Here is a 26,254-nt window from a genome sequence, read left to right on the forward strand (position 1 = left end):
TCGTGAAGATTATATCATCGAAGTTTTAACTGTACCAAATGGAATGATAATATTGATTAATTATTCTAATTATTAGCTCTGAAAACGAGAATTCAATCCGATAACGACAGTAGCGTCCAGTTCCTCATCTCTAGCCACTTTTGTAGTGAGGCCAGCACGAGCAAAAATTTCAAAGGTCTGAGGTGCTTGCATTTCACTTGTCTCTATCAAAAGGTGTCCTCCCGGTGCTAGCCAGAGAAATGCTTCTTCTGCTACTCTTCGCTGAATGTCAAGTCCATCCATTCCTCCATCAAGCGCCACCTTTGATTCATGTAGGCGAGCCTCCTGTGGGAGTAGCTTAATTGCTTCGGTTGGAACGTAAGGTACATTCGCAACTAAGGTGTTCACATGACCTTTAAGTGAGAGGGGGAGAGATTTATACAAATCACCTTTAAAAACATGGCCATCGAAATCTGTTACGTTGCGGCTAGCGCATTGTACTGCGATAGGATCAATGTCAACAGAATACAATTCAACTCGTCCTAAAGCTGCCGCCAGTGCTACACCCACAGCACCCGACCCGCAACATAGGTCAACGATGATATCATTAGAACATGACAGGGCTTTTGCCTGGTGAACAAGAAACTCGGTACGTTGGCGAGGCACGAAAACACCTCGGTCCACTTCTATCCTCAAACCACAGAACTCAGCGTATCCAACAACATATTCCAAAGGTAAACCATCGACTCGCATTTCCACCATTTTTTTAAGTTCCTCTGGAGTTCGTGCCTCTGAGATAAGTAAGCGAGTCTCTTCTGCTGCGAAAACACAACCCGCGCTCCAAAGCTTGTTAATTATACATTTTTCCGTTTTATCGTCTAAAAAGATATTAAATTGTTTTCCTATTTATCTCACCACTTTTGATAAGCTTATTTATAATCCTGTATTCGTTAAAGGTTGAAGATATCCTTCTGTTGAATTGGTTAAATAATGAATAAGGAAACGTCCAAATAAATTTTAAAAGAAGGAGTAGGTGGCAAAGCTGAAAGAAATACAAATGAAGAAATTTGAAGATGTATTAAAATATGAGATTAATCACCTTGTCCAAGAAAGTAAAGAAGAAGACTTCAACTTCCTGGCAAAATTAGTAAATGAATATGAAACCGGAATAAATACATTTAATAAAACTGGTGAATGTTTATACGGTATTTTTCAAGAGGAAATGTTAATTGGAATTGGAGGCTTAAATAAAGATCCGTACACAGAAGACAATAAGATTGGCCGGTTAAGGAGATTTTATATTTCAAAGGATTATCGGCGTATAGGTTTAGGGAAATTACTATTAAACCGACTATTAAGTCATGCGGAAAAGTATTTTCAAATTGTTGTTTTACATACAGATACAAAGCAAGGTGATATGTTCTATACTGCAAATGGATTTGTGAAAGGGGAAATATGTAAAGGATCTAGTCACTATAAAGTGTTATAGAAGTAGCTGTCCAAAGAAAAGTTTTGGACAGCTACTTTAGTTGTTGATTTTTGTTGGTAAATCGCTATATTTTGATGATTGCTGATAAATGTGAATTTCTTTGCAATTTCAAAATACACAATCATGTTTTTCTTTTTGAATAGTAACGATAATGGATGGGGGAAATTTAAGCTGAAGTTTGAGAACTTTAAAAATCTGTAAGGTCAAGTATATTGTGAAAATAAGGTTAGGGACCAATTAAGGTATTGATGATTTTTGAGGGGAATTAGAATAGTTTCCGTCGAAGCGACTTCTATGTTCAGTAGTGAAGTCATCTAATCTATATTATTGAGGATGTAGGCGAAAGGAAGTTATGATAGTGCTATAAGGTTCCAACCGAACTTGTACATTTGCTCCAGCGTTTGCTAGCTGCGTTACGGTATTTAAAATAATAGTGTTTTTACCTGATCTAACGGCTTTATTATAGGACGCGATTAGCGGAAGGACTGGATCAGTAGGGATATATTGATTGAGGTTCGTCACATGATAAATTGTTTTAGATATTACAGTTGCAGTCAGCGTAATACCATTTTTAATGACACCAGTCAGTGTTGTCCCATCAAATGAAGTGAGTTTGCATGTAAGTATACGATGGTGTTTCATATTTGTTTCTCCTTTATAGTAGATTTAATTTATTTTATGCTTGTCCAACAAATCAGTGTGGGCAATTAAATCATTATATAAGTATTTGAAACTTAAAAAAGTGAGGATTTTAGATGAGTTTAAAAACTAAAGATAACGGCTTAATTGCGAATAAAAGTAGCTTTTACTTTTGAGATTTGAATATCGAAATCAACGTTCATATAATTTCATTTACCGAATTAATAGTACAAAAAAAGAACCTCAGCAACTAAAGTTCAGTTTGTGAGGTAACTTCTCTGCAGTCAATTACATTCTAACATTCATCTGTTTCAATAAAACCTTTGGATCACCTTTTACATAAAAAAAATGCGGATTATTTTCATCATCGTAAAGCATAATATAAGGTTTTTCATTAAGAGGAAGTAGGATAAGTACTTCATCAATTGTTGAATGTAACCATCGATTTGTAATAGAAATTGGTTTAGATAAAGGGATTTTTATCATATGGCCATCTTTGGGAACGACGTTTAAGTTTTTAAATGGGCCAGTGATTGCTTTAGCGTATTGGACAGCTTCTTTTTCAATCGCTAGATCTAAAGATTGTTTTTGAACGACCATTTCTTTTTGACAATCAAATACTTCAATTTGTTTATTTGTATTTGCGAACGCATTTGTTGATAATAAGAAGAAAAGAAGAGTAATGACCCCGATTTTTTTTATCATAATAAAACACCTCACCATTACTATACCCTCAAATGTTATAAATATTTTTCTGTCACATCCATGTAACAAAGAAGTCGTATGATACAATTGGTTTTTTGTTTAAAAGTAATGGAGGAATAAGCATGAAAGTATTAATCGCAGATGATGAACAAGATATGTTAAAGATTTTAAAAGCTTATTTTGAAAAAGAAGGCTTCGAAGTTTTATTAGCAAGAGACGGAGAGGAAGCACTTCAAATTTTTTATGATGAGAAAATAGATTTAGCTATTTTAGATTGGATGATGCCAGTATGTAACGGTATTACTGTTTGTCAGGAAATAAAAAAGAGTTCAAGTGTAAAAGTGTTAATGCTTACGGCGAAAAGTGAGAGTGAAGATGAATTAGCTGCTCTTCAAAGCGGAGCTGATGAATATGTGAAAAAGCCGTTTCATCCAGGGGTATTACTTACACGTGCAAAAAAACTAGTACAGCATGATGATGTAATTCAAGTACAAGATGTAAAGATAAATTTCGCGGAGAATAAAGTATATAAAAATGATATAGAGTTAGATATTACAAAAACAGAGCTAGAGTTAATAAAGTGCTTTTTACAACATAAAGGAATGATTTTAACTCGTAAAAAATTGTTAGATATCGTATGGGGATTTGACTATTTTGGAGAAGAGAGAACTGTTGATACACATGTAAGAAGACTGCGTCAAAAAATTGGAGAGAATATTATAAAGACGCACCGGGGGCTAGGATATAGTTTGGAGGAACGAAGTGAATAAACTTGGAAAAAAGCTATTTCTCAGCATTTCTTTAACTGTTGTTCTCATCTTTACGATTTCATTATTATTAATTAACTATCTACTACCGAAATATAACATTTATAAAACACGTGAGAATTTAAATGAATTAACAACGCAAATAAAAAAAACACCGGTTAAAGATTTAGAAGATGTTATTCATACAATCGAAAGTGACACTAACGTTACAATTGCGTATACGCCAATCAATCAGTCAGAAGATGATATGAACGAAGCGTTACGTATGCAACTAGTGAAAAAGAAAGTAACGTTAAATAAACTGTGGATTACGAAAGATGAAGTCATGAAAGTGAGTACGGAAGGGCAATCGAATAAACTGTATGATCAAGGGAAGTTAAAAGCAAGTTTTTTTACTAAATATATTGCGAAAGATGATATATTAATTTTAATAGGTTCTTCTATTGCACATTCAAATGAAATTATAAAAACGTTAAATACATTTTATTTATACATTTTATGTTTCTCACTCCTACTTATTATTTTACTTGTTTGGGTACTTTCAAAAATAATAACGACTCCACTGAAAGAGCTAAGTGATGTAGCTCAAGATATTTCACGTTTGAAGTTTAAACGAACGAAAGTGAAAACGAATGATGAAATAGGCGACTTAGCCAATAGTATCAATATTATGAGTGATAAGTTAAATGAGGCACATCAAGATTTAACAGATCGGAATGAACATTTAAAACGATTTATGGGTGATGTAACTCATGAATTAAAAACACCAATCGCATTAGTAAAAGCATATTCTATGGGAATAAAAGATGGTTTAGATGATGGGACATTCGTGGATACAATCATTAAACAAACAGATCAAATATCCAACTTAATTGAAGAGTTATTGCGATTTTCTAAACTAGAAAGAGATATTTTACAAAAAGAAGAATTCCCTATTGAACCACTTGTCCAAAGTATTATAGATAAGCATAAGATCGAACTGGAGTCGAAAGAAATTAACTTGCAGGTGAATAGTAATATTAAAAATCAGGTCATTTATGCAGATTTGAATAAAATGGGAATGGTATTTCAAAATTTTATTTCTAATGCGATTAAATATACAACGAATCAAAATATAAAAATTAATTTAGAAGAGAGAATTGATGGTGTATACTTTAAAATTCAAAACGGCATTGATGCTGAAAGAATTAAAAATATCGATAAAATTTGGGAGCCTTTTTACGTATTAGAATCTTCTCGTAGTAAAGAAAAATCAGGTACAGGATTAGGACTCGCAATAGTAAAAAGTATTATAGAAAGACATGGTTTTGAATATGGAGTTTCTACTATAGATGAGGAAATACAATTTTATATTTATATAAAAAAGGGCTAATAGAAATATTAGTCCTTTGTGTAGTTTTAAGAGTGACTGACAATAGATAAATTACCATAATTTTTAAACTTGAGGGAGTAAATGGAGAATTAGCAAATGTTCTACTTTAGTTAATTTCACATGAAGTTCACAAAAAAACGTTATATTTGTATAGTTATATAGGAATTTAAAAAGTGAGGTATTTAGTTTTGAAGAGAAAGAAATTAGTAATTGGTAGTATTTTAATGGGCATGACGTTATCTTTATCTGCATGTGGTTCATCGGAGAATATTGTAACTACAAACTCTGGGAGTATTTCAGAAAGTGATTTTAACAAAAAATTAAAAGAGAATTACGGTAAACAGAATTTATCTGAAATGGTAGTAGAGCAAGTATTAAGTGATAAATATAAAGTTACTGACGAAGAGGTAACGAAACAACTAACAGAATTAAAAGACAAGATGGGCGATAATTTTAACACTTATATGGAATCAAATGGTGTGAAAAGTGAAGAGCAGTTGAAAGAGAAATTAAAGCTTACAATGGCGTTTGAAAAAGCTATTAAAGCAACTGTGACTGAAAAAGATATTAAAGATCACTATAAGCCAAAACTTCAAGCAAGTCATATCTTAGTGAAAGATGAAAAGACCGCGAAAGAAGTAAAAGAAAAATTGAACAATGGAGAAGACTTTGCAGCATTAGCTAAACAATATTCAGAGGATCCTGGCTCTAAAGAAAAAGGTGGAGATTTATCTGAGTTTGGACCAGGTATGATGGTAAAAGAATTTGAGGATGCTGCATATAAGTTAGAAGTTGGTCAAGTGAGTGAACCTGTTAAATCTTCTTTTGGATATCATATTATTAAGCTAACAGGTAAAAAAGAGCTTAAACCGTATGAAGAAGAAAAAGAGAATATCCGTAAAGAATTAGAACAGCAACGTTTACAAGACCCTAAATTCCATCAACAAGTTACTAGAGACCTACTTGAAAATGCTGACATTAAGGTATCTGATGAAGATTTGAAAGATACATTTAAAGAGATAGAAAAATAATATATGAAATTCAAGGCAATCGATAGAAATATTGATTGTCTTTTTTCGATTGTACAAGCAAAGAGTGAATGAAAAAACACTTTTACATTTGCAGTGAACTTTACATAATAAGAAATCTCTAAGTTTCTCAACTTTTATATAAGATTAAAACTGAATTTTCAGTTATTTTGTTATATAGTAAAAGAGAACAATTTAGGGGAGGGGACATTTTGAGTAAAAAGAAAATAGCAATTACACTTTCGGCAATGTTATCTGCAACATGTATACCTAGCTTTACAATGGACGTGCATGCAGAGAAGAAGGAAGAGACAAATAATACGAAATTCGAATTAGAAAATGGGATGACAAAACCAATTTATTCTCTTGATGAAGCAATTATTGAAAATTTATTTGTAGAGACAGAAGTCGATAGTGATCGCGATGGTAAAAAAGACCGCGTATCGATAAAGGTAATGCGTCCAAAGACAGATTCAAATGTGAAGGTTCCTGTTATTTATGAAATGAGCCCATATCGAGCAGGGTTAAAAGATGTTCCAGTTTATAATGTAGATGAAGAATTGTATGCGTATGAAGGAAAGCCGTATGGAGCGGTTAATCTTGGCTCATACGGAAACTATTACGTGCCAAGAGGTTATGCAGTGATTTTAGGAGAAAGTATCGGTACTGGAAAATCAGATGGATGCCCTACAACTGGAGATGAACAAGAAATACTTGGGACGAAGTCTGTCATTGACTGGGTAAATGGTCGTGCGAAAGCATATACAGAAAATGGTGAGGAAGTTAAGGCTGATTGGTCTACAGGAAATGTAGGTATGACAGGGGTTTCTTACAATGGTACGTTACCAAATGCTGTTGCAACGACTGGAGTAGAAGGTTTAAAAACAATTATTCCAATCGCAGCAATTAGTAGTTGGTATGATTATTATCGTGCAAATGGTGCAGTCATTGCTCCAGGTGGATATCAAGGGGAAGATACAGATAATATGGCGGAAGCAGTGCTTACAAGGGACAATCCTGAAGTTTGTGGACAAGTTATTAAAGAGCTAACTGCTGGACAGGACCGGAAAACTGGTAATTATAATGATTTTTGGGATAAACGAAATTATGTAAAAGATGCTAAAAATATAAAAGTAAGCGTATTTGTCGTTCATGGTTTAAACGATTGGAACGTTAAAACGAAGCAATTTTCACAATGGTGGGATGCGCTTGGAGAAAATGGTGTACCTCGTAAAATGTGGTTACATCAAGGTGGACACGGCGGAACATCAAGTAATAACTGGCAGCAAACACAAAATAAATGGTTAGATTATTGGTTGTACGGAATTGAAAATGGAATTATGGATGAACCAATGGTTGATGTACAACGAGAAAATAAAACATGGGAAAAGTTAAAAAATTGGCCAGATCCAGCAGCTGTGCCATCAAAAATCCGTATGTATTTAAGTAATAAAGCAGTTAATTTACCATTAAGTATGGGATCTGTTAATAAGGTTTTCTCATTCGTAGATGATGCAAAACTTAAATCAAATCAATTAGTAGCAAACCCAGAATTAGAAGTAGCAAATCGATTAGTGTATACAATGCCTGTACTGCAAAAAGATATGCGTATAAGCGGTACACCGAAGATTTCATTTACAGGAAATATTGACCGTTCTGTATCGAATTTAACAGCATTACTTGTAGATTACGGCGGAGCAAAGCCTGAAATCGTAACGAGAGGTTGGATGGATCCGCAAAACCTGAATAGTATAAAAGACTCAACAGCACTTCAACCTGGAAAAGATTATACATTTACATGGGACATGCAGCCAGATGATTATGTATTTAAAGCAGGGCATCAAATTGGAGTCGTTTTAATCGCAAGTGACTACGACTATACAATTAGACCGAAAGCCGGCACGAAGCTTACGGTGAAATTGAGTGAAGTGACTTTGCCGATTGTGAAGTAAGGTTTATAAGAGAAATGAGTTAGAGGAGCTTACTAAGGTAAGCTTTTTTATATTTAGTTGTTTTGTTACTTAATAAATAGTTATATGTTTTTTTACTTCTCTCGAAAGTAAACTTTTGAATATTAGTTTACTTTCATTCATCACTTATGAAATCTTACAAAATTGTCATCTTTACGTAAGGTTAGTAGATAGTTTATTTACTATTGCAATGTAATAATAAAAATATAAGAAATCAGGTTCTGTTGCAATATTTCCTCATCTCTTTATGTCTTCGGAAACTTTGCAACAGAACCTGAAATATACACTTTGATAGTAACAATGATGAATTGTATTTTCAAGGAATTGATGGTTTGAAAACTGGATTTACAGATGAAGCAGGATACTGTTTTACAGGAACAGCAAAACAAGGTGAAAAAAGAATGATTGCTGTTGTCATGGGAACTAGTGAAGATACTAAGAGATTTATAGAAACAAAAAAATTATTTTCATATGGATTTAATAAAATTGGCTCAACTTTTTTGAATTGGTAGCATTAATCTTTAAATTATAATAAATAACTAAAATGACTTATATAGAGATGTAAAAACAAGTTATTAGTTAGTTTCATCACAATACGATGCAAATTATAAACTGGATCACTATAAGGAGTAGATAAAATGATTAGAAAATTAATAGGTAGCTTAGTAGGAGGAGCTGTTTTTCTCTTTCTATGCATATATATTTTTTCACCTAGCATCACTGACATTGCTAAAGGTAAAGGCGATATACAAAATAATGATGGATCTATAACTATTGAATCCCCAGATACTGTGGATGTAATAGTTAATAAAAATAGGAAGCTTCCAAGTAATTATAGACCTGACGATTTAGTTGTGCCTAATGTTAAGTTTGCATTTGATGGGATTCAAGAGAAAAGTCATTTGCGAAAAGAAGCTGCTATCGCTTTGGAAAAGTTATTTGCCTTAGCGAAACAAGAGGGAATAGTATTACATGCTATATCCGGATTTCGTTCTGAAGAATATCAACAAATTGTTTATAGACGAAATGTAGAAACACAAGGTCAGGTCCAAGCAGATAAAGTTTCTGCAAAGCCAGGTCATAGCGAACATCAAACAGGATTAACGATGGACGTTTCTGCGAATAGTGTCAATAATACACTAGAAACGCAATTCGCGAATACTATTGAAGGGAAATGGCTTAAAAACAATGCTCATCGTGCTGGCTTTATTATACGTTATTTAAAAGGAAAAGAGCACATTACAGGTTATTCATATGAACCATGGCATATTCGATACGTAGGTGACATTGCAAAAGAAATATATGAGAAAGGTATCACTTTAGAAGAATATCACAATGGAAAATAAATTACATTGCTAAAAATACCTTGGGAGGTATATGATGAAAAAGTTATATAATGCATCGTTCACCTCTGTATCTATACTTACTAAATTTGAATTATCAGGTAATAAAAACAGTGCAGTGGAATTTATTCGTAAATTAACTCAAATAGTTTCCGAATGAATATAAAATTAAAACTGAGAAGTACTGATTAAACAAAAGGCTAAAGGGGATACCTTTAGCCTTTTTATACTATATTAATCTATACCCGTTCCTATTTTAAATTTATAATTATTCAGAAACGCGGTCTAGTTTTCATTGTCCAAGCATTTTCTTAATAAACACATATACTATTTATATTAAAGACGGTCACTAATTTATTGAGAACCGTCATTTATATAAAAATGACAACTTCAGAAGGAAGGTAAGAAGAAATTGGAAAACGAACAACCTGGAAGAATTGAAAATCAAGTGTATTCTAATCGAGTATTAAGATCAGAATTTGATGAGAATTGGACAACTTGTATTTCGAAAAGTGGATATGTAATATATACGGCTACGAATGACAATGCAGAAGTAGTAGTTTTACTTGCTGATGGTTCAAGAAAATTATTAATCTTTGATAAAGGTGGAAAAGTAATAGTAGGCGGTGGTGGAACGAGTCATTATAGTAAACCGCATATTGCAAAAGATATTATATAAGGTAAAAATGTTAATCAAAAAGACGTTGGCAGTCCTATAATTTTTAATCCGTATATATGTGTTTCATTTTGTAACGGAAACAAGATAAAAGGGAAGGTAAATGCAGTCATTGGCAGGTGCTATGTTGAGAAAGGATACAAAAGGGAAATGTCGTTATAAATGTAGAATCTCACAACAAATCATAATACATGAAGAGTGTGTCGCTTTTAAATAAAGTCACTTGTTTATAAAAATCAAACTTAAATCTACTGAAGAAGAATCCATTTTGATCAATCCTTTCAAAATGGATTCTTTTTATTTATCGTAAAACTTGGAGTTGTGAGGTATTTTTGATCAAACTTTATTTTAAAGCTACAAAATACTCCGAGGGGAATATCGCTTTTGTGTATAAGAATAATGCATAAATTGATAGAGTTAAAAAAGATGTAAGCAGAGAGAAATGACCAACTTGCATCTTTTTTTATTTTTTATCAAACCAATTAAACCTTTCTATCGTTACCTTAAATATAAATAAAAAATTGAAGGAGGAGTCAGTATGAAAGCGTGGCAATGTATTGTGTCCATATTAGCAAGCCTTTTTTTATTAACAGCGTGTAATAGCGATAAGAAAGAAGATTCTCAAAGTAAGAAAACGAGTGGAGAAAAGGTGAGTGAAGTTAGTAGTGATAAAAACGAATCTCCTAGTTTACAAGTATTAGAGAACGATAAGGTTGGAAAATACTTAACAGATTCAAACGGAAAGACACTCTATTATTTTGCAAAGGACACATCTAAGGTAAGTAATTGTAGTGGTGACTGTGTAAAGCTTTGGCCGCCATTTGTTGCGAAAGATTTTGAAGTTCCAAAAGGATTTGATAAAAAAGACTTTGCTACGATAACAAGAGAAGATACGAAAGAAAAACAAGTAACGTATAAAGGCTATCCCCTTTACTATTTTGCTAATGATAAATCAAAAGGGGATATAAATGGACAAGGGGTTAAAGATATATGGTTTGTACTGAATAGTGAAACTACATTTAAACAGTGATGGGAAGCATGTTGAATGGGGCGCATGCCAGCAGTTATCCACTTCAATCTTCTTCGCTTTTCTCTGAATCTTGAGCTGGGGGTCTTACTGCCCGCGAATAGCTGGATGAATATTCTGCTAAAAGGAGCGACCAACGTTGTTGGTGGTTCCTTTTTCTCTATTCGGATTATATAATTAAATTAATTTAGAATTATTAGAAATTAAAGAAAAACAATAGGGAGTGCAGGTGAGAATGAAAGAAAAAAATGATTATGAGTTAATGCAATTAGTAAAAGAAAACTATCGTCCTGCATTAGAAGAAATATATGAACGATATATTAAGTTGATATATAGCTTCACTTTTAAATTTTTCCAAGGAAATGAAGACAAAACAAAAGAAGTTGTTCAATTAATTTTCTTGAAACTTTGGACAACTAAAAGTATGTATAATCCTTCAAAAGGTGATTTCGTAAATTGGATACTTACTATTACGAGGAATATATGTATTGATTATGTCCGAAAAGAAAATAAAGAACTTATGTATAGAAACTTTCATAATATTTATGATTCTGAAAAACATATGCATATAGCAGATTCAGAAAATCAAATCGAGAAAAGGATGCACAGTGTTGAAATTCAAAAGGCAAAGCAGAACTTGTCTATATCTCAAAAAAGATTAATCGACTTGCTATATTGGAAAGGTTATTCCCTTAGTGAAATTGCTAAAATGGAAGGTGAACCATTAGGAACCACGAAAAGTCGTCTTCATCAATCTTTAAAGCGATTAAAAAGATATCTAGAATAGAGGGGATAGTATGAAGAGAGAATGTGACCATTTATTATCTTACGTTACGAATACATTTGATGATAGAGAACAAAGAAAGTTTCAAGAACATTTAAAGACATGCCCGAAATGTCAAGCTGAGTATTCATCAATGCAAGCAGCTTGGGAAGCGTTACATTTCGATTTTGAAGAGAACGAAGTACCAGCAACATTAAAAGCGGAAGTGTTTGATTTTATATTTGTTCACGAACAAACGAGTAGAGATAACATAGTAACAGCGAAATTGAAAGAATGGACGGTTTTACTAAGAAAACAATTCACACCGTTGGCAATGGTATTACTAGGAATAATGTTAGTGATTACTGTAGCATTAACAATCGAAAATTCGCAATTAAAAATACAATCTTTAGCTAAGCATGAATTAAGCAGTGATCCGATTAAAGTAATTTCTACTCGGCCATTAGTATCAAGCGATCAAAACCATGAAAATACAAAGGGCTATATATTTGTTATGCAACAAGGAGATAAGAAAAAATTAGTTGTACAAGCTGATCATTTGCCACAAGTAAAAAATTCAGAAGTGTATCAAGTTTGGTTATTAAAAGATGGAGAAAGAAAAAACGCTGGAATATTTAAACCTGATGAAACTGGTTCTGGACTTCTGACATATGAAATCTCACAAAAACAGTCCTTTGATAACGTTGGTATTACAATTGAACCAGATTCGAATAGCACGAAACCTCTTGGTAAAAAAGTACTAGGGACTTAAAACATATGTTACAGTGAATTAATAGCAATTTCCAGCATTTAAATATGTTACTAATACATCAGGATGGCCAGGGAATTTAGGGGGAGAATGGACAGATAATAATAGGAAATATAATATAGGTAAGGCTAGAACAATCATACCAATTATATAAATAAGAGAGATACATATAAAAGGCATTTCCAATTTGGGGAAATGCCTTTTATATGTTATAGTATAATAGCGTTTCAAGGTGATGTTATTTTAATATACTTCAAATTTTGTTATGTATTATTTTTATATTAAATAATCATTTAACGTATTTTTTTATATAAGGAGTAAGAATTAGAGAAATGAAAAATATAGACTTTATATTAGAAAGTGATGAGAGATTAAAACCGTCTGAACGATTAGTACTATTATTACTAGAGAAGCATAGAATGTTATATACAAACGATCTATTGGCGCTTTCAAATTTATCATATAAAACATTAACAGATTCATTAACGGCGCTTGTTTTGAAGTCGTATGTGTTAAAGGAAACAGGTAAGGGTAGAAGGCAGAATTGTTATAGATTAGTATGATAAGGCTGCTAATTTTAGAGAGTTTATACGTGTCGTTTTCAAATGTAAGGGTAAAATACATTTTTGTTTTCAATTGATAAAATATATTGCGAGATACACGAATATATTTAAATTTCATTTTTATTAATGTATTTCTATTCAGAATTAAAAATAAAATAAACTGTATAAAAAGGAAATGAAAAAACAATCCGATTTTTGAAACGGATTGTTTTTTATTGGAATACTATTATTTTATAAATTGTAAGGATGAATGATTATTCTACTTCACTTGTATACTTTTCAGGTAATAATTCCATTACGTTACATTTTACAAGTTCACCATTATAAGAAAGGATAACGTTCGTGTTTTTTCCATAATCACTTATTAATTCTCGACACATGCCACATGGAGCAACAACCCAACATTTTTCTATATCTTCATGAGGATGTGGATGGGCAACTGCTACAATGGTATCAAATTCATGATCACCTTCTGAAATAGATTTTCCGATTGCCATAGCTTCACCGCATACCGTTATTCTTCCGACATTCGCTTCAACATGTACTGCTGCATAAACATTTCCCGTTTTAGTGCGTACAGCTGAACCGATATGATGGCGACCATACCTATAGTTTTTTTCGATTACTTTTTCAGCAGCTTTAATTAAATCATAGTCTTCAGTGTTTAAAGGCATTACTTGTAACATAATCTCTCCCCCTAAAATAAGCATAATACGGTTATTTTAACAAAAAATTTAAATATTTAAAATGAACAATAAATTTTAATTAAAACCAATTAAATAATATTATTATGTAAACTATTGATTTTAAAATGAAAACAAGCAATTAAGAGAACAACTGGATGTAGCTTACGCCGATGTTTATAAAAAGTTATAGAGCATTTCTTTGAATGAGGAATGCTCTTTATTTTTATCTGAAACAAAAATAGCAATAAAAATATTGTTTTAATTAATAAAAATTTATTGTAAAACGATAAAATTTGTATTAAAATCAGAATGAGCAAGTGAGGTTCTTTTATTGAAAAAGTAACAACTCGTAGAAGGTTGGAATAACAATGACGAACCTTTCTATATTGAAAAATGGAAAGGAAACAGTGATTCGATTATCCACTTTAGAGGGAATTTGTAAGGTTTTAGAATGTCAGCCTGGAGATATTTTAGAATACAAAAGTGATGAAGACAGTTAAACGTCGTGGAGGAAACTTAATATTACAATTATTAGAGGAGGTATAACTATGGGCATTAACAATTTGATTGTTGAAAATATTGATAACCCTCATGAGTTGGAGAAAATGTATAGAAAAGACCCGAAAGCTTTTAAAAAATCATTCTCACACGCATGGGAACAAAATCCTGATTCTCAAGTTCTTGGTATTTGGTATGAAAGATTGCATTTCAAGGAGACGAAAAATACAGGGAAAACGTCCTTGATTCAAAAAGGTTTCTTATTCATGGGCATTTTAGCTATTCTGGCTGGGATAAGCACTAGAATCATCTTCCATTTTGTCGAACAGGAAGTAATTGCTCCAATAAACCTAGCTTTTGGCATAATTCCCTTTATTGCTGCCTATTTTGTTTACAATAATACTCCGAAAAAAAGTGTTATTTATTCCATTGCTGCGTTGTTCCTAATTTCCGGGTTTTATCTTAATATGCTGCCATTAAATTATAAAGACAGTATTATCCTTGCCTATTTACACTTTCCCATATTTTTATGGGTATTGGTAGGGCTTGCATTTACAGGAAATGAATATTCAAAAGGAAGTAAAAGATTAGCCTATATTAAATTCAATTTAGAATATTGTATTCTCTACGCCAGCATGGCAGTTAGCGGGATGATACTAGCAGCATTAACCATGCGATTATTTAGCTTTGTTGACTTGGATATAGGAGACTTCTATTTTAGTAATGTCGTTTTATTTGGTGCTGCCGCTCTAGCTATTGTGGCTACATATCTAGTATCAATGAATCTTAAACTTGCTAAGAATATTACACCATATATAGCTGAAATTTTTAGTCCTCTGGTCCTGATCACATTGTTGATTTATCTTATAACGGTTATATGGGTCGGAAAAAATCCATTCTTGGACCGCAATTTCCTGATAGCCTTCAATGGAATACTCATTGGTGTATTAGCCGTTACCATATTTTCCATTACCGAGAGCGACTCAGACGAGCAAAAGAATATTTCAGATTATATAAATTTTTCCTTAATTGTTCTTGCGCTTATCATTGACAGTGTAGCTTTGTCAGCTATCGTGTTCAGACTTTCTTCTTATGGGATTACGCCTAATAGACTTGCCGTTTTAGGAGTAAACATACTTATTTGGGCAAATCTAATTTGGATTATGTTCTCCTATATGCGTTTTCTACAAAACAAATCTGGACCTTGGGCAATCCAAGATGCCGTTACTAAGTATTTACCGGTCTACGGACTTTGGGCAGCTTTCGTTACATTTACTTTTCCTATCATTTTTAATTAGAAAGGCTTTGTAAATGTAATGAAAAGTTAATCTTCTATAAAGTATAAAATTTTTAGAGCTAATGTTATGCAGCTTTTTATACAGAGTTGCATAATATCGGCTTATTTTCATTACTAAAGTAAAAAAAGGGGGTATTCAAATTAGAAGACACAATATATTGTTGCAACTGGATTCTTTAAAATATGTCCATATGGATATCTACCCTGAAAATCTCCTTTAATTTATCTATCTTTTTTATTTTTGTGTGTGGGAAAACTCTTCTACAATAGTAGAAAAAGAATAACATAAACTACTATTTTATTGCAGCATACATAAAAAATTTCAATGTAAATATGGAAATGTCGTCGAATGCTATCTTTAATTGGTTAATTTATGAGATATTTTTGTGAAGGAACTTATTTTCTAAGAATAGAATTTAGTTTAATAAGAAAACGTGCCGATGGTAGTGAAAAATATGGATTAGGGGGATTTGAAATGAGGAAACTCAAAAGAATAAATGTTCCTAATATACCAGAGCAACAATCACAGCCTAGTCACAATCGTAGTATAAACAAAAAGAAGTTAAGGCGACTTATTTTAATGGTTCTTTTTGTTGCTGCGACTACTTTGTACGTTCAATATATTTTAACGAAACAGCAGGAGATAATAATAAATAAAAAAGATACGATTACAAATCAAAAGAAACAATTAGTTTCATTAAAGAAGGATCAATCGTCTTTAAAGACTAATATCGAGAATTTAACTGATAATGAAGAGGAAATTTTGAAATTTGCTAGAAAAGAATATCAATTTTCTAAATCAAACGAAACAATTTTCGTATTACCAAAGTAATGAAACAGTTAGCGATAGCTAACTGTTTTTTGTTTGTGAAGAAAGTGCGGAAAAGAAGGCGTTCAATAGCATGTTACAAGGGGTAGTGACATATTTTTAGATGAAGAGTTAGAGATTTTTCCAGTTAAATGTATGGATACCCTTAGTTATGGAATAATATGTAAAAATAAATATTGTTAAAATTCTGATAATTTTATATAATATGTGCAAGCGGATACATTTCTTGATCAATGCTGAGTTTACCACTCATACGTCTATTAAGAAAACCGTTATCCTCGTATAGGAAAGGAAGATAGTTGTGTACGCTTCAAATACAATTTATATTGTAGGGGATGCGAAATCTCCTCAAAATAATCCAATTACAGAGAAGTTTAAAAGTTATTTTGTAGCATTTGTAATCGAAAAGGATACAGGGAAAATTGTTGATACAGATTGTTCCGCAACAATTGCATTAACATCGCAGTTCGTTAAATATTTATTCTTACATAAAAATATTAACGACCCAGAGCTATTCATGGAAATTAAAAATCGTTATTTCGGTTCATCTCAAAAGGCGCTACTTGTAGCGCTAAAAGATGCACAGAAAAAATATAATCAGATTGCTGCTTTGTCTACTCAATCATAGACAAAATCCAGCCGTAAGCATGTTCTTGCGGCTGGATTTTTTATTGGACAACGAAAGGATGAACGACATGAAAATTACGGATATAAAAGTGAAGCGCCGACATGTAAAGCTACATACTCCTTTTAAAACAGCACTTCGCACTGTAACAGAAATTGAAAGTATAGATGTATATATCCATACGGACGAAGGCATTGTTGGAAAGGGTGCTGCGGCTGCAACACCAGTTATTACAGGTGATTTCGCAAGTGGGATTGAGGAAGCGATATTAGGGCTGATTCGTTCATGTTTAATTGGTCAAGATATGATTCAATTTCAACAATTGATACAGTATATTCAAATGAGTTGTATTGGAAATACAAGTGCGAAAGCAGCGATAGATATCGCTTTATACGATGTATATTGTCAATATCAAAACGTTCCACTTTACGCATTATTAGGCGGGAAGAAAGAAATTTATACAGATATTACAGTGAGTGTAGATGAACCTTTCATTATGGCGAAAGAGGCAAAGCAACATGTAGAAAAGGGATTTCAAACTTTAAAAATTAAAGTTGGTAAATCTGCTCATTTAGACTTAGAACGAATTGAGGCGATTCGAAATAGCGTACCAAAAAGTACGACGTTACGATTAGATGCAAATCAAGGATGGAGTCCAAAAGAGGCAGTTTCTATTATTAAAGAGATGGAAAAGCGTAATTTAAAGATAGAATTTATTGAACAACCGGTGCACGCGAAGGACTGGGATGGATTAAAGTACGTGAAAGAAAATGTACAAACGCCAATTATGGCTGATGAAAGTATATTTTCAGCAAGTGACGCCTTAAAACTCGTTCAAGGAAGATATGCAGACTTAATCAATATTAAATTAATGAAATGTGGTGGCATTCGTGAGGCATGGCGTATTGCAGATATCGCAGAAGCAGCTGGGATAAAATGTATGGTTGGTAGCATGATGGAATCTTCACTTTCCGTTAGCGCTGTTGCCCATTTAGCAGCGGCACATCCTAATATTCATTATTTCGATCTTGATGCACCGCTATGGTTAATGGAAGAACCGGAAAGAATGACTTATTCTGGATCAAAGGTAAACCTTCATTCTACAGTGAATATTTAATCTTAGAAGAAGTGACTAGTAAACTATCTTTTAAGGGGGATATATATGAAAAAAGTAGGAACTGCATTTTTAACAACTTTATTTATTTTTTCATCGTTTTCATCGGCAAATGCTGAAGAAAAGAAGGATAGTAAAGCATTTATAGATGTATCTGCTGCAACGCTTTGGACCACGCCTGATTCATTACGACCAATCGATGCACCGAGTGCAACAAATCCAGTTGATTTATGGAAGTGGACGAAATCAATGACACTTGATGAAAAACTATGGTTAACGAGTGCAAATAAATTAGAAACGCAAGCGCTACTCGGTCAAGAGGTAACGGTTATTGATAAGAAAGGCGACTGGGTAAAAGTATTGGTCCACGGACAGCCGACACCGAGGAATGAAGAAGGGTACCCAGGATGGATGCCTGAAAAACAATTAACGTATAATCAAGAATTTGCAGATAAAACAAACGAACCTTTTGTATTAGTAACGAAACCGACAGCAATTTTATATATTAACCCTTCTGAAAAACATAAATCGCTTGAAGTTAGCTATAATACACGTTTACCGCTAGTAAGTGAAGATACAATTTCATACCGTGTGTTGTTGCCAAATGGCCAGAAGGCGTGGTTACGAAAAAATGATGGAACTGTTTATCGTTCTCAAAATGATATCCCGGCTCCGACAGCCGATGATTTAATCAACACAGGAAAAATGTTTTTAGGATTACCATATATATGGGCTGGTACAAGTGGTTTTGGATTTGATTGTTCTGGATTTACACATACGATTTATAAATCGCATGGAATAACTATTCCGCGAGATTCTGGACCGCAATCTAAAGCAGGAATTGCGGTTGATAAAGAAAATCTTCAAAAGGGCGACTTAATATTCTTTGCACATAATCAAGGAAAAGGTAGTGTTCATCACGTTGGGATGTATATTGGTGACGGAAATATGATTCACTCTCCAAAAGCTGAAAGATCGGTAGAAATTATACCGCTAAATACACCAGGATATATAGAAGAATACGCTGGTGCTCGTCGTTACTTACCTTAAAAAATAAAGGGGGTTTTGAAATGAAAAAAATAGTTCGCTACTCATTAGTTAGTACTCTATTAGTTTCTTCATTTTTAGTTGGCTGTGCAAAAGAAAAAACAACTACAACGCCGAAAGATGAGAAGAAAGTATTACAGCTACTAGAAACGGGTGAAATCCCATCATTAAATTCAGGAAAAGTAACAGATGCGGTATCGTTTAACGTTTTAAATAACGTAATGGAAGGGCTATGCCGTTTATCGAAAAATGATGAAGTGATCCAGGCAGGAGCGCAAAAATATGAAGTGAGTAAAGACGGAAAGACGTATACGTTCCACTTACGTGATGCAAAATGGTCTAACGGAGATCCAGTAACCGCTCATGATTACGTATATGCTTGGAAGCAACTGATTAACCCAGATACAGCTTCTCAATATGCATATATTGCGTACGATGTGAAAAATGCAGAGAAGATAAATAAGAAACAGCTAGGACTAGATGAATTAGGAGTAAAAGCAAAGGATGATAAAACGTTCGTTGTAGAGCTAGAACATCCTGTACCGTATTTTACGAAACTACTCATTTTACCATCGTTCTATCCAATTAATGAAAAGTATGCGAAAGAGCAAGGTGATAAATACGGTTTAGAGGCAAATAAAGCAGTATATAATGGGCCATTTACATTATCAGAATGGAAGCATGAAGCTAGTTTTACAATGAAGAAAAATGATAAGTATTGGGATAAAAAAGAAGTGAAGTTAGATGAAGTCAACTATCAAATTGTTAAAGAAATTTCAACTGCGGTAAATTTATATGAAACAGATAAGGTTGATAGAGCAGTCATTTCAACAGAATTTGTGGATAAATATAAAAATAATAAAGAGCTGAAGCAATATACAGATCCGGTTATGTATTTCTTCCGTTTCAATGAAAATGTACCGATTCTTAAAAATAAAAATGCACGTCTTGCGCTAAGTACAGTGTTTGATAAGAAGGGGCTTGCAACTTCATTTTTAAATGATGGTTCGGTAGCAGCGAACTATTACGTGCCGAAAGGTTTTTTAAAAGGACCGGACAAAAAAGATTTTAGAGATACAGCAGGTGAGTTTAATAAGACGGACGTAAAACAGGCGAAGGAATATTGGGAAAAAGCAAAACAAGAGACAGGCATAAATGAAGTGACGTTAGAACTATTAAACTATGACTTAGAAAACTTTAAAAAAGTAGGAGAGTACATTAAAGAGCAGCTTGAGAAAAATTTACCAGGCTTAAAAGTAAATGTGAAATTGCAGCCACATACTCAAAAACTAGCACTTGAGAAGAAGAAAGAATATGAAATGTCATTATCACGCTGGTTACCTGATTATCCAGATCCAATGACTTACTTAGAAGTCTTCCTTTCTGGAAGTACTGTCAACAATACAGGATATGCAAATCCAGAATATGATGCGTTAATTAAAAAGATTAAAACAGAATTAGGTAATGATGAAAAAGCACGTTGGAAAGCACTGCAAGATGCTGAAAAAATACTTCTTGATGATGCAGTAATTGCACCGGTATTCCAGCGTGGTCTATCTTACTTGCAAAAACCTTATGTGAAAGATTTATATGTACATCAATTCGGTCCAGCAACAAGTTTGAAATGGGCAGATGTACAAAAATAAAGAAATGGAGAAACAGACTTCACAAATGTGATAGTCTGTTTTTTTCTTTTATATTCAAATGAATTATAGACATTTATTATGTTTTTTCATCCTTGATAAACAAAATTATTACTAAAATTCCAGTGTGAAATTTATGTAGAATCTTGTATAATTAACGTGTTTCCATGGAAACATTTTCTTGCGCTATTTGTATAGGATTTAATAGAACAAGGAAAGAAATACATACATGTATATAATAGATAAATAGAATGGAACATGTATAGAAAAAAGGAGAAAAAAATGACGTGTCAAAAACAAGGGTTACAATTTAATAGTACTAGAAAGAGGAATAGCAGATGAAGATGAAGCATGCCTTCGGACCAATTATTTTAGCCTGCGCACTTTTTTTCATTGTACTGCTTATTCCCTCTAAGAGTTTAGTATCACTAATAAGCGATAAAAAGGTAGAAGATGCAGCAACTTCCTTGCAAAAAGAGAAATTACAAAGTGTTTTCTTGCAACAAAAAATGTTAGAGAATTCGCAGTATTTACCGATGTATGGTTCATCAGAATTTTTACGAATGGATGCATATCATCCGTCTAATTATTTTAAAGTAAATCCAGCAGGTTTTACTCCATTTTTAATAGGAACTGGCGGTACGCAAAGTTTAGCTCATATTTTAAATATGACGTCTACGATGGATGAATTAGAAGGAAAAAAGGTAGTCTTTGTTCTTTCACCACAATGGTTTACAAAAACCGGTGTATCACAAGGGGATTTTACAAATAATTTCTCCAAACAACAAGCCTATCATTTTATTTTTAATGACGAAATAAATCCTGAAATGAAGAAAAAAATTGCGAAACGTTTACTAGATTACAAAGTTGTTCGTAAAGATGCGATATTAAGTAGTTCTCTAGAAAGTATTGTATATAACGATACGAAACATAATATAAAAGCTGGACTAGCTAAACCGCTAGCATATATGTACCGGAATATTTTAGATCATAGAGATTTATTTAATTCTCTATTTAAGATTGAACCGATGAAAGAGAAAACAAATATGGGACTACGTTCACTTTCTTGGGAAGATGCACGTAAACAAGCGGAACAAGAAGGTAAAGCGGAATCTACAACAAATACATTCGGAATTGAAAATCCGTATTACTATAAACATAATTTCAAGAAAAAATTAAAAGGTCTAAAAAACTTTAGAGCAAATGAATCGTATGATGAATCACCAGAATATGATGACTTACAAATTGTTTTAGATCTTTTCAAAGAAAAAAATGTCGAACCACTCTTTATTTCTGTTCCTGTAAATGGACCTTGGTATGATTATGCTGGTTTCCCGAAAGAACGCCGTGATGTGTATTATAATAAGGTTCGCGAGCAAGTCGAGAAAGCGGGATACCCAGTAGTCGATTTTTCTAACCATGAATATGATAAGTATTTCTTAAAAGATACAATTCATTTAGGTTGGAAAGGTTGGATTTATTTTGATGAAGCGGTGCAGAAGTTTTATTCTGAAAAATAATATATAAACAATGGAAACAGGAATGGCGATAAAACCGTTCCTGTTTTTTTAATACAAAGGATTTTGATTTGGGCAATTCGGAAATGCATGTATATCTTGAATTTGTCTAAAATCATAATGTTTCATTGCGAATTGAGATTGGTACAGGTATTCATATACATATAATTGGCCATCATGTGCTGAACATAATACACCAGAAGTTCCTTGCCCATTCATGAAGGAAATGCCAATAGGGCGTCCGATTAAGTATGGTATTTTTTGTTGCCAATGCATAGGAAAATCACTCCTTTTTGAAATAATATACGAAATGAATGACTGGATTGTTGCTTATCCATGTAAATATGGAGGCTTTTTATACAATTTCTAGAAGGTATTAATATGAATGAATTATAAGTGCGAGAAAGGAATGAAAAATGAAGAAAGAAAATATTTTGGAAGAAAAGTTAAATTTAATAGAATGGTGCCAAACGTTGAAGGGAGTACCTGATGATATATGGTTTCAATCATTTAAAAATGGTTCGTGGGCAAGTGCGGATGTAATTTCACATTTTATCGTTTGGGACGAGTTTGTAATGAAGTATCGAATTCCTTATTTTCTTAGTGCACAATCAGTACCTCATGTTCCAACAGATGTAGAGGAAATGAATAAGAGTGCAATTATATATGCAAGATCAGGTATTTCAAAAGAAGGACTATTAGATCAATTTAGTTTTACTCGTGAAAAATTAGTATGTCAAATTGAACGAATTCCTGCTCATAATTTCAATAATGAATTTCAATTTGGTACAAAAAAAGTGAGGCTAAATAATTATTTTTCATCACTCATTCAGCATGACTTAAAGCATAAAGAAGAAATAATACAATTTTTAATACATAATCAAGTCTATAATAAAAACCGCTAAAATTCGTAATGAATTTTAGCGGTTTTTATTATTATCTTAAGCAAGATTTTTACGTTTTTTTGTCCATTTTTTAATGACGAAGTATAAAAGTATAAGTATGACGCCGCCGATTGCGAATGATTTCACATACGGTCCAGCAATATCATTAATATTCTCCCAGTTTTCGCCTAGTTTTTCACCTAAATAAATGAAAATGATTGACCAAGGAATAATCGCAAGTCCTGTTAATGTAATGAAACGTGAAATTGGCATTTTTGTAATCCCAGCAGGAATTGAAATCGCATGACGCACTACTGGAATGAAGCGCGCTGTGAAAATTACACCTGTTCCATAGCGATTAAACCAATCTTCAGCAGCATCAATTTGTTTTTTATGAATGAAAATATATTTTCCGTAACGTTCTAATACAGGACGCCCACCGTATCGTCCGATCCAATAAATAAAGACTTGGGCAATGATTCCACCAATTGTACCGAATATAACTGCTCCTACAAATGAGATACTTCCATTTGACACTAAGTATCCTGCATAAGCAAGGACAACTTCACTTGGAATAATCTCAATCATTAGTCCAAGCATAATGCCCCAATAACCTAATCCTTCAAAAAAAGTTAATACTGAATGAATAAAACTACTTAACATTGTTGCACCTTCTAGTTCATAAATTTTTTCAAGTAATAGCTCTTTTATTTAATAACATAAAAAGTTCACTATATGCAAATTATACCTTATTTAATGAGCGGATTTCTATTTTAATACTTTTTATGTCTTGTATTAGTTTTTCTAGTATTTATAGTAAACGATATAAATTGAGTTGTCATGAAGAGATAATGAAAGGAGTATTAAAAATTTCTCATTTTAAAAGAGAAGGAAAGGGATCGGTAGACTGAAAATTTTGTATAATGATGTAAGTGTTGAATTTACAAAGGGGGAGAAGTTATGCATTTTACAGATCCTATTTACGGGTCAATTACTATTCAAGATAGAGATATCATACAATTGATTGATACTAAAGCATTTCGAAGATTGGCCTTTATAAAACAGCAAGGGCATACATATTTTTTACATAAGAACGCAATACATACAAGGAAAGAACATTCGATAGGTGTATATGTACTAGTAAATAAAGTAATAGAACATCTTATAGAGATTGGTGATATTCATTTATCAAAATATGAACGGAAATTAGTCTCTACTGTAGCACTTCTACACGATATTGGACATGGTCCATATTCGCATTGCTTTCAGAAAATCTCAGGTGAGGATCATGGGGATTGGACCGTTCGAATTATAAAAGAGGATGATGAAATACGTACGATTTTAAATCACACTTCTGGATTATTAGAAGATGTAACGAAAGGTTTAACAGAAGATGGCGCATTTCAGATTATAGATGAGTTATTATTTAATTCATTAGGAATGGATCAATTAGATTTTTGGAATAGAGATCTATATTATTCATCGCTTGAGTTAGAAGGTATTGAGATTAAAGCACTAATCTCGACTATGCGTTTTATAGATGGAAAGCTTGTTATTGAAGAGAATGGGATTCCTTATATTGAACAGTTGATTCAAATGAAAAAAGATCTTTATAATCATGGATTTGGTCATCCGTTTGTAGTAGGTAAAGACTTATTATTGCAATTCATTTTCAAAAAGATAGAAGAGAAACATATTTTGTTCCATACTCCGGAGCTGCAAAATTTCTTTCGTAAAGGAGAGAAATTAGAAGTGAAGGATTTTTTTCCATTGCAGGATGAAATGATTTCTAATGAAATAAAGTGCTTTGCAAAATCAAACCACGTAGAAATAGCATCATTAATTCAGCTCTATTTTTCAACATCCAAAAGCTTATCATTTGAAAAAGGGCTTGAAGGTGATTTTAACGAGGGAAATAATAAATTAGCGATAATAACTGAGAAAAAGGCTTACAGTTCATATGAAGGTGGTATTTATGTTTATAGGAATGGTCAGTTAGAAGATATTATAGAACGATCATCTTACATTCAAGACATAGTGAATTTGCCGAAAAAAGCATATGCGTATTCAATTTGATTAGCCGAGTAATTCGAAAAGTGGATGAGGTGAAAATATGAATTGGAATGAACGTTTATTAGAAATGTATGAGATGCAAAGAGTTAAGGAGTGCAAAATAGTATAGAAATTAAAAAACAGGAGCACTTCTGCTCCTGTTTTTTACGGTTTCACATCTAAATTTTGTAAAAATAACGTTGCTGTTACGTAACGTTTCGCTAGCATTTGTACATATGCGGTATGTACAGAAAGCGTGGCGATAATAATAGCGTTACGAATTGCTTCGCGTTGTTCGTTATTCACTTGATCGAACTTACTTGCGATTTTATCAGCCTTTTCTTTTACAATGTTTTCGATTGTATGAATAGTATCTGTTGCATTTAGTTGTAAGCAATTCCCTTGATTTAGTTCTTCAAATAGAGAAGAGTATGCTACATATAAATGAACAGGATTGATTAAATCATCACTTCGATCGGCTGGGTCATTTACGATAAGGCGCAATAGCTTACGAATGGATTCAAAATCCAGTGCTGTTTTTAAATCTTCGACAATGAATAGTAAGGCTGCTTGTTCGATTGAGTATTTCTTCCCTTTTTGAGGGGAGCCAATCATTTCTTTTATATCTCGTTTCACCCAGTTTTGCATAGCGGTTACAGAGAAACTCGTGTTTTCAATCTGATTACCAAGCGCAACTATTTCATTTAAAGAAAAACCGACATCCGTATCATCGATTTTAATTAATTTTTCAAAAATAGGTGAAAGTGCGGTTGTAATAAAAGCTGTAACGCTTTGTCCGCTTTCAATATCTTTTTTATGTGACTTTGCCCAAGCTTCTTGTAAAATGCTAAGAGGCTTTTTCGGATTCCATCCTCTAAGTGATAGAAGGAGCGTTGCCATTTCGTTTCGTGTGAGATGAAATGTTTCCATCTTTTCACCTCCAAAATTATAAAAAGTTCTTATGAACTTATA

At 32.8% G+C, this 26,254-nt stretch carries 28 protein-coding genes and 1 pseudogene; 22 read left to right on the plus strand and 7 right to left on the minus strand.

All coding sequences use genetic code 11. From position 1 onward, the window contains the following. Positions 1 to 72: 72 nt before the first annotated feature. On the minus strand, positions 73 to 867 hold the full coding sequence (locus tag MR065_RS08140; protein ID WP_242213411.1) for a putative protein N(5)-glutamine methyltransferase: 795 nt from the start codon (positions 865 to 867) through the stop codon (positions 73 to 75). A 169-nt stretch (positions 868 to 1,036) separates the two neighbouring features. On the opposite strand from MR065_RS08140, the gene MR065_RS08145 reads away from it, so the two are divergent. After that, on the plus strand, positions 1,037 to 1,468 hold the full coding sequence (locus MR065_RS08145) for a GNAT family N-acetyltransferase (RefSeq protein ID WP_396022368.1): 432 nt from the start codon (positions 1,037 to 1,039) through the stop codon (positions 1,466 to 1,468). 324 nt (positions 1,469 to 1,792) lie between these two features. Here the strand turns inward: MR065_RS08145 and MR065_RS08150 are convergent, their stop codons facing one another. Beyond that, a complete protein-coding gene (locus tag MR065_RS08150) occupies positions 1,793 to 2,110 on the minus strand; it encodes a hypothetical protein (protein WP_242213241.1) in 318 nt (105 codons plus the stop codon). Positions 2,111 to 2,395: 285 nt separating this feature from the next. After that, complete coding sequence (locus tag MR065_RS08155) at positions 2,396 to 2,812, minus strand: hypothetical protein (protein ID WP_242213242.1); 417 nt, start codon at positions 2,810 to 2,812, stop codon at positions 2,396 to 2,398. A 122-nt stretch (positions 2,813 to 2,934) separates the two neighbouring features. Between MR065_RS08155 and MR065_RS08160 the strand changes: the two genes are divergently transcribed. The 11 genes and pseudogenes from MR065_RS08160 to MR065_RS08210 all read left to right on the plus strand — a co-directional run bounded on the left by MR065_RS08160 (position 2,935) and on the right by MR065_RS08210 (position 13,090). Beyond that, on the plus strand, positions 2,935 to 3,582 hold the full coding sequence (locus tag MR065_RS08160; protein ID WP_242213243.1) for a response regulator transcription factor: 648 nt from the start codon (positions 2,935 to 2,937) through the stop codon (positions 3,580 to 3,582). After that, entirely contained in the window at positions 3,575 to 4,951 is a 1,377-nt protein-coding gene (locus MR065_RS08165) for a HAMP domain-containing sensor histidine kinase (RefSeq protein WP_242213244.1), read from the plus strand. The genes MR065_RS08160 and MR065_RS08165 overlap by 8 nt, the downstream gene beginning before the upstream one ends. Positions 4,952 to 5,139: 188 nt before the next feature. Next, a complete protein-coding gene (locus MR065_RS08170) occupies positions 5,140 to 5,982 on the plus strand; it encodes a peptidylprolyl isomerase PrsA (protein WP_242213245.1) in 843 nt (280 codons plus the stop codon). 209 nt (positions 5,983 to 6,191) lie between these two features. Then, a complete protein-coding gene (locus MR065_RS08175; protein ID WP_242213246.1) occupies positions 6,192 to 7,931 on the plus strand; it encodes a Xaa-Pro dipeptidyl-peptidase in 1,740 nt (579 codons plus the stop codon). 296 nt (positions 7,932 to 8,227) lie between these two features. Beyond that, positions 8,228 to 8,461 (plus strand): annotated as a pseudogene (locus MR065_RS08180) (D-alanyl-D-alanine carboxypeptidase); the annotation flags it as partial. A 126-nt stretch (positions 8,462 to 8,587) separates the two neighbouring features. Further along, the gene (locus tag MR065_RS08185) at positions 8,588 to 9,295 is read left to right on the plus strand and encodes a M15 family metallopeptidase (RefSeq protein WP_242213247.1); all 708 of its coding nucleotides are present in this window, start codon (positions 8,588 to 8,590) and stop codon (positions 9,293 to 9,295) included. 409 nt (positions 9,296 to 9,704) lie between these two features. After that, positions 9,705 to 9,971, plus strand: a complete 267-nt coding sequence (locus MR065_RS08190; RefSeq protein WP_242213248.1) for a hypothetical protein — start codon at positions 9,705 to 9,707, stop codon at positions 9,969 to 9,971. Between the two features lie 535 nt (positions 9,972 to 10,506). After that, entirely contained in the window at positions 10,507 to 10,998 is a 492-nt protein-coding gene (locus MR065_RS08195) for a COG4315 family predicted lipoprotein (protein ID WP_097903731.1), read from the plus strand. A gap of 232 nt (positions 10,999 to 11,230) precedes the next feature. Next, positions 11,231 to 11,782, plus strand: a complete 552-nt coding sequence (locus tag MR065_RS08200; RefSeq protein WP_098991160.1) for an RNA polymerase sigma factor — start codon at positions 11,231 to 11,233, stop codon at positions 11,780 to 11,782. A gap of 10 nt (positions 11,783 to 11,792) precedes the next feature. Next, positions 11,793 to 12,530: an anti-sigma factor gene (locus MR065_RS08205; RefSeq protein ID WP_242213249.1), complete on the plus strand. Its 738-nt coding sequence runs from the start codon at positions 11,793 to 11,795 to the stop codon at positions 12,528 to 12,530. 329 nt (positions 12,531 to 12,859) lie between these two features. Further along, a complete protein-coding gene (locus MR065_RS08210) occupies positions 12,860 to 13,090 on the plus strand; it encodes a hypothetical protein (RefSeq protein WP_000789034.1) in 231 nt (76 codons plus the stop codon). 254 nt (positions 13,091 to 13,344) lie between these two features. On the opposite strand, the gene MR065_RS08215 is transcribed toward MR065_RS08210, so the two are convergent. After that, positions 13,345 to 13,776, minus strand: coding sequence for a cytidine deaminase (locus tag MR065_RS08215; RefSeq protein ID WP_242213250.1), 432 nt, complete (start codon positions 13,774 to 13,776; stop codon positions 13,345 to 13,347). Positions 13,777 to 14,144: 368 nt separating this feature from the next. Between MR065_RS08215 and MR065_RS08220 the strand changes: the two genes are divergently transcribed. The 8 genes from MR065_RS08220 to dltD all read left to right on the plus strand — a co-directional run bounded on the left by MR065_RS08220 (position 14,145) and on the right by dltD (position 22,349). Next, positions 14,145 to 14,276, plus strand: coding sequence for a helix-turn-helix domain-containing protein (locus tag MR065_RS08220; RefSeq protein WP_242213251.1), 132 nt, complete (start codon positions 14,145 to 14,147; stop codon positions 14,274 to 14,276). Between the two features lie 48 nt (positions 14,277 to 14,324). Then, on the plus strand, positions 14,325 to 15,572 hold the full coding sequence (locus MR065_RS08225) for a DUF4153 domain-containing protein (RefSeq protein ID WP_242213252.1): 1,248 nt from the start codon (positions 14,325 to 14,327) through the stop codon (positions 15,570 to 15,572). A gap of 474 nt (positions 15,573 to 16,046) precedes the next feature. Next, positions 16,047 to 16,403 carry an FtsB family cell division protein gene (locus MR065_RS08230; RefSeq protein WP_242213253.1) on the plus strand — a complete coding sequence of 119 codons (357 nt, stop codon included), beginning with the start codon at positions 16,047 to 16,049 and terminating at the stop codon, positions 16,401 to 16,403. Positions 16,404 to 16,701: 298 nt separating this feature from the next. Beyond that, positions 16,702 to 17,028: a DUF3870 domain-containing protein gene (locus MR065_RS08235; protein ID WP_242213254.1), complete on the plus strand. Its 327-nt coding sequence runs from the start codon at positions 16,702 to 16,704 to the stop codon at positions 17,026 to 17,028. 67 nt (positions 17,029 to 17,095) lie between these two features. Beyond that, a complete protein-coding gene (locus MR065_RS08240; RefSeq protein WP_242213255.1) occupies positions 17,096 to 18,142 on the plus strand; it encodes a dipeptide epimerase in 1,047 nt (348 codons plus the stop codon). A gap of 45 nt (positions 18,143 to 18,187) precedes the next feature. Further along, positions 18,188 to 19,189 carry a C40 family peptidase gene (locus MR065_RS08245; protein WP_242213256.1) on the plus strand — a complete coding sequence of 334 codons (1,002 nt, stop codon included), beginning with the start codon at positions 18,188 to 18,190 and terminating at the stop codon, positions 19,187 to 19,189. A 20-nt stretch (positions 19,190 to 19,209) separates the two neighbouring features. Then, a complete protein-coding gene (locus MR065_RS08250) occupies positions 19,210 to 20,832 on the plus strand; it encodes a peptide ABC transporter substrate-binding protein (protein ID WP_242213257.1) in 1,623 nt (540 codons plus the stop codon). Positions 20,833 to 21,167: 335 nt separating this feature from the next. Continuing rightward, positions 21,168 to 22,349: a D-alanyl-lipoteichoic acid biosynthesis protein DltD gene (gene dltD / locus MR065_RS08255; RefSeq protein ID WP_242213258.1), complete on the plus strand. Its 1,182-nt coding sequence runs from the start codon at positions 21,168 to 21,170 to the stop codon at positions 22,347 to 22,349. Between the two features lie 48 nt (positions 22,350 to 22,397). Here the strand turns inward: dltD and MR065_RS08260 are convergent, their stop codons facing one another. After that, complete coding sequence (locus tag MR065_RS08260) at positions 22,398 to 22,622, minus strand: hypothetical protein (RefSeq protein WP_242213259.1); 225 nt, start codon at positions 22,620 to 22,622, stop codon at positions 22,398 to 22,400. A gap of 140 nt (positions 22,623 to 22,762) precedes the next feature. Here MR065_RS08260 and MR065_RS08265 point away from each other — a divergent pair, with 140 nt between their 5' ends. Next, entirely contained in the window at positions 22,763 to 23,251 is a 489-nt protein-coding gene (locus tag MR065_RS08265; protein WP_242213260.1) for a DinB family protein, read from the plus strand. Between the two features lie 36 nt (positions 23,252 to 23,287). Here the strand turns inward: MR065_RS08265 and uptA are convergent, their stop codons facing one another. Then, positions 23,288 to 23,893 (minus strand): undecaprenyl phosphate transporter UptA, encoded by a 606-nt coding sequence (uptA, locus tag MR065_RS08270; RefSeq protein WP_242213261.1) that lies wholly within the window; start codon positions 23,891 to 23,893, stop codon positions 23,288 to 23,290. A gap of 297 nt (positions 23,894 to 24,190) precedes the next feature. On the opposite strand from uptA, the gene MR065_RS08275 reads away from it, so the two are divergent. After that, positions 24,191 to 25,306 carry an HD domain-containing protein gene (locus MR065_RS08275; RefSeq protein WP_242213262.1) on the plus strand — a complete coding sequence of 372 codons (1,116 nt, stop codon included), beginning with the start codon at positions 24,191 to 24,193 and terminating at the stop codon, positions 25,304 to 25,306. A 141-nt stretch (positions 25,307 to 25,447) separates the two neighbouring features. Here MR065_RS08275 and MR065_RS08280 read toward each other — a convergent pair whose 3' ends face one another. Continuing rightward, entirely contained in the window at positions 25,448 to 26,212 is a 765-nt protein-coding gene (locus MR065_RS08280) for a DUF1836 domain-containing protein (protein WP_097903716.1), read from the minus strand. Positions 26,213 to 26,254: the final 42 nt, after the last annotated feature.

The sequence above is a fragment of the Bacillus cereus group sp. BfR-BA-01383 genome (genome assembly GCF_022663495.1).
Taxonomy (GTDB): Bacteria; Bacillota; Bacilli; order Bacillales; family Bacillaceae_G; genus Bacillus_A; species Bacillus_A cereus_AU.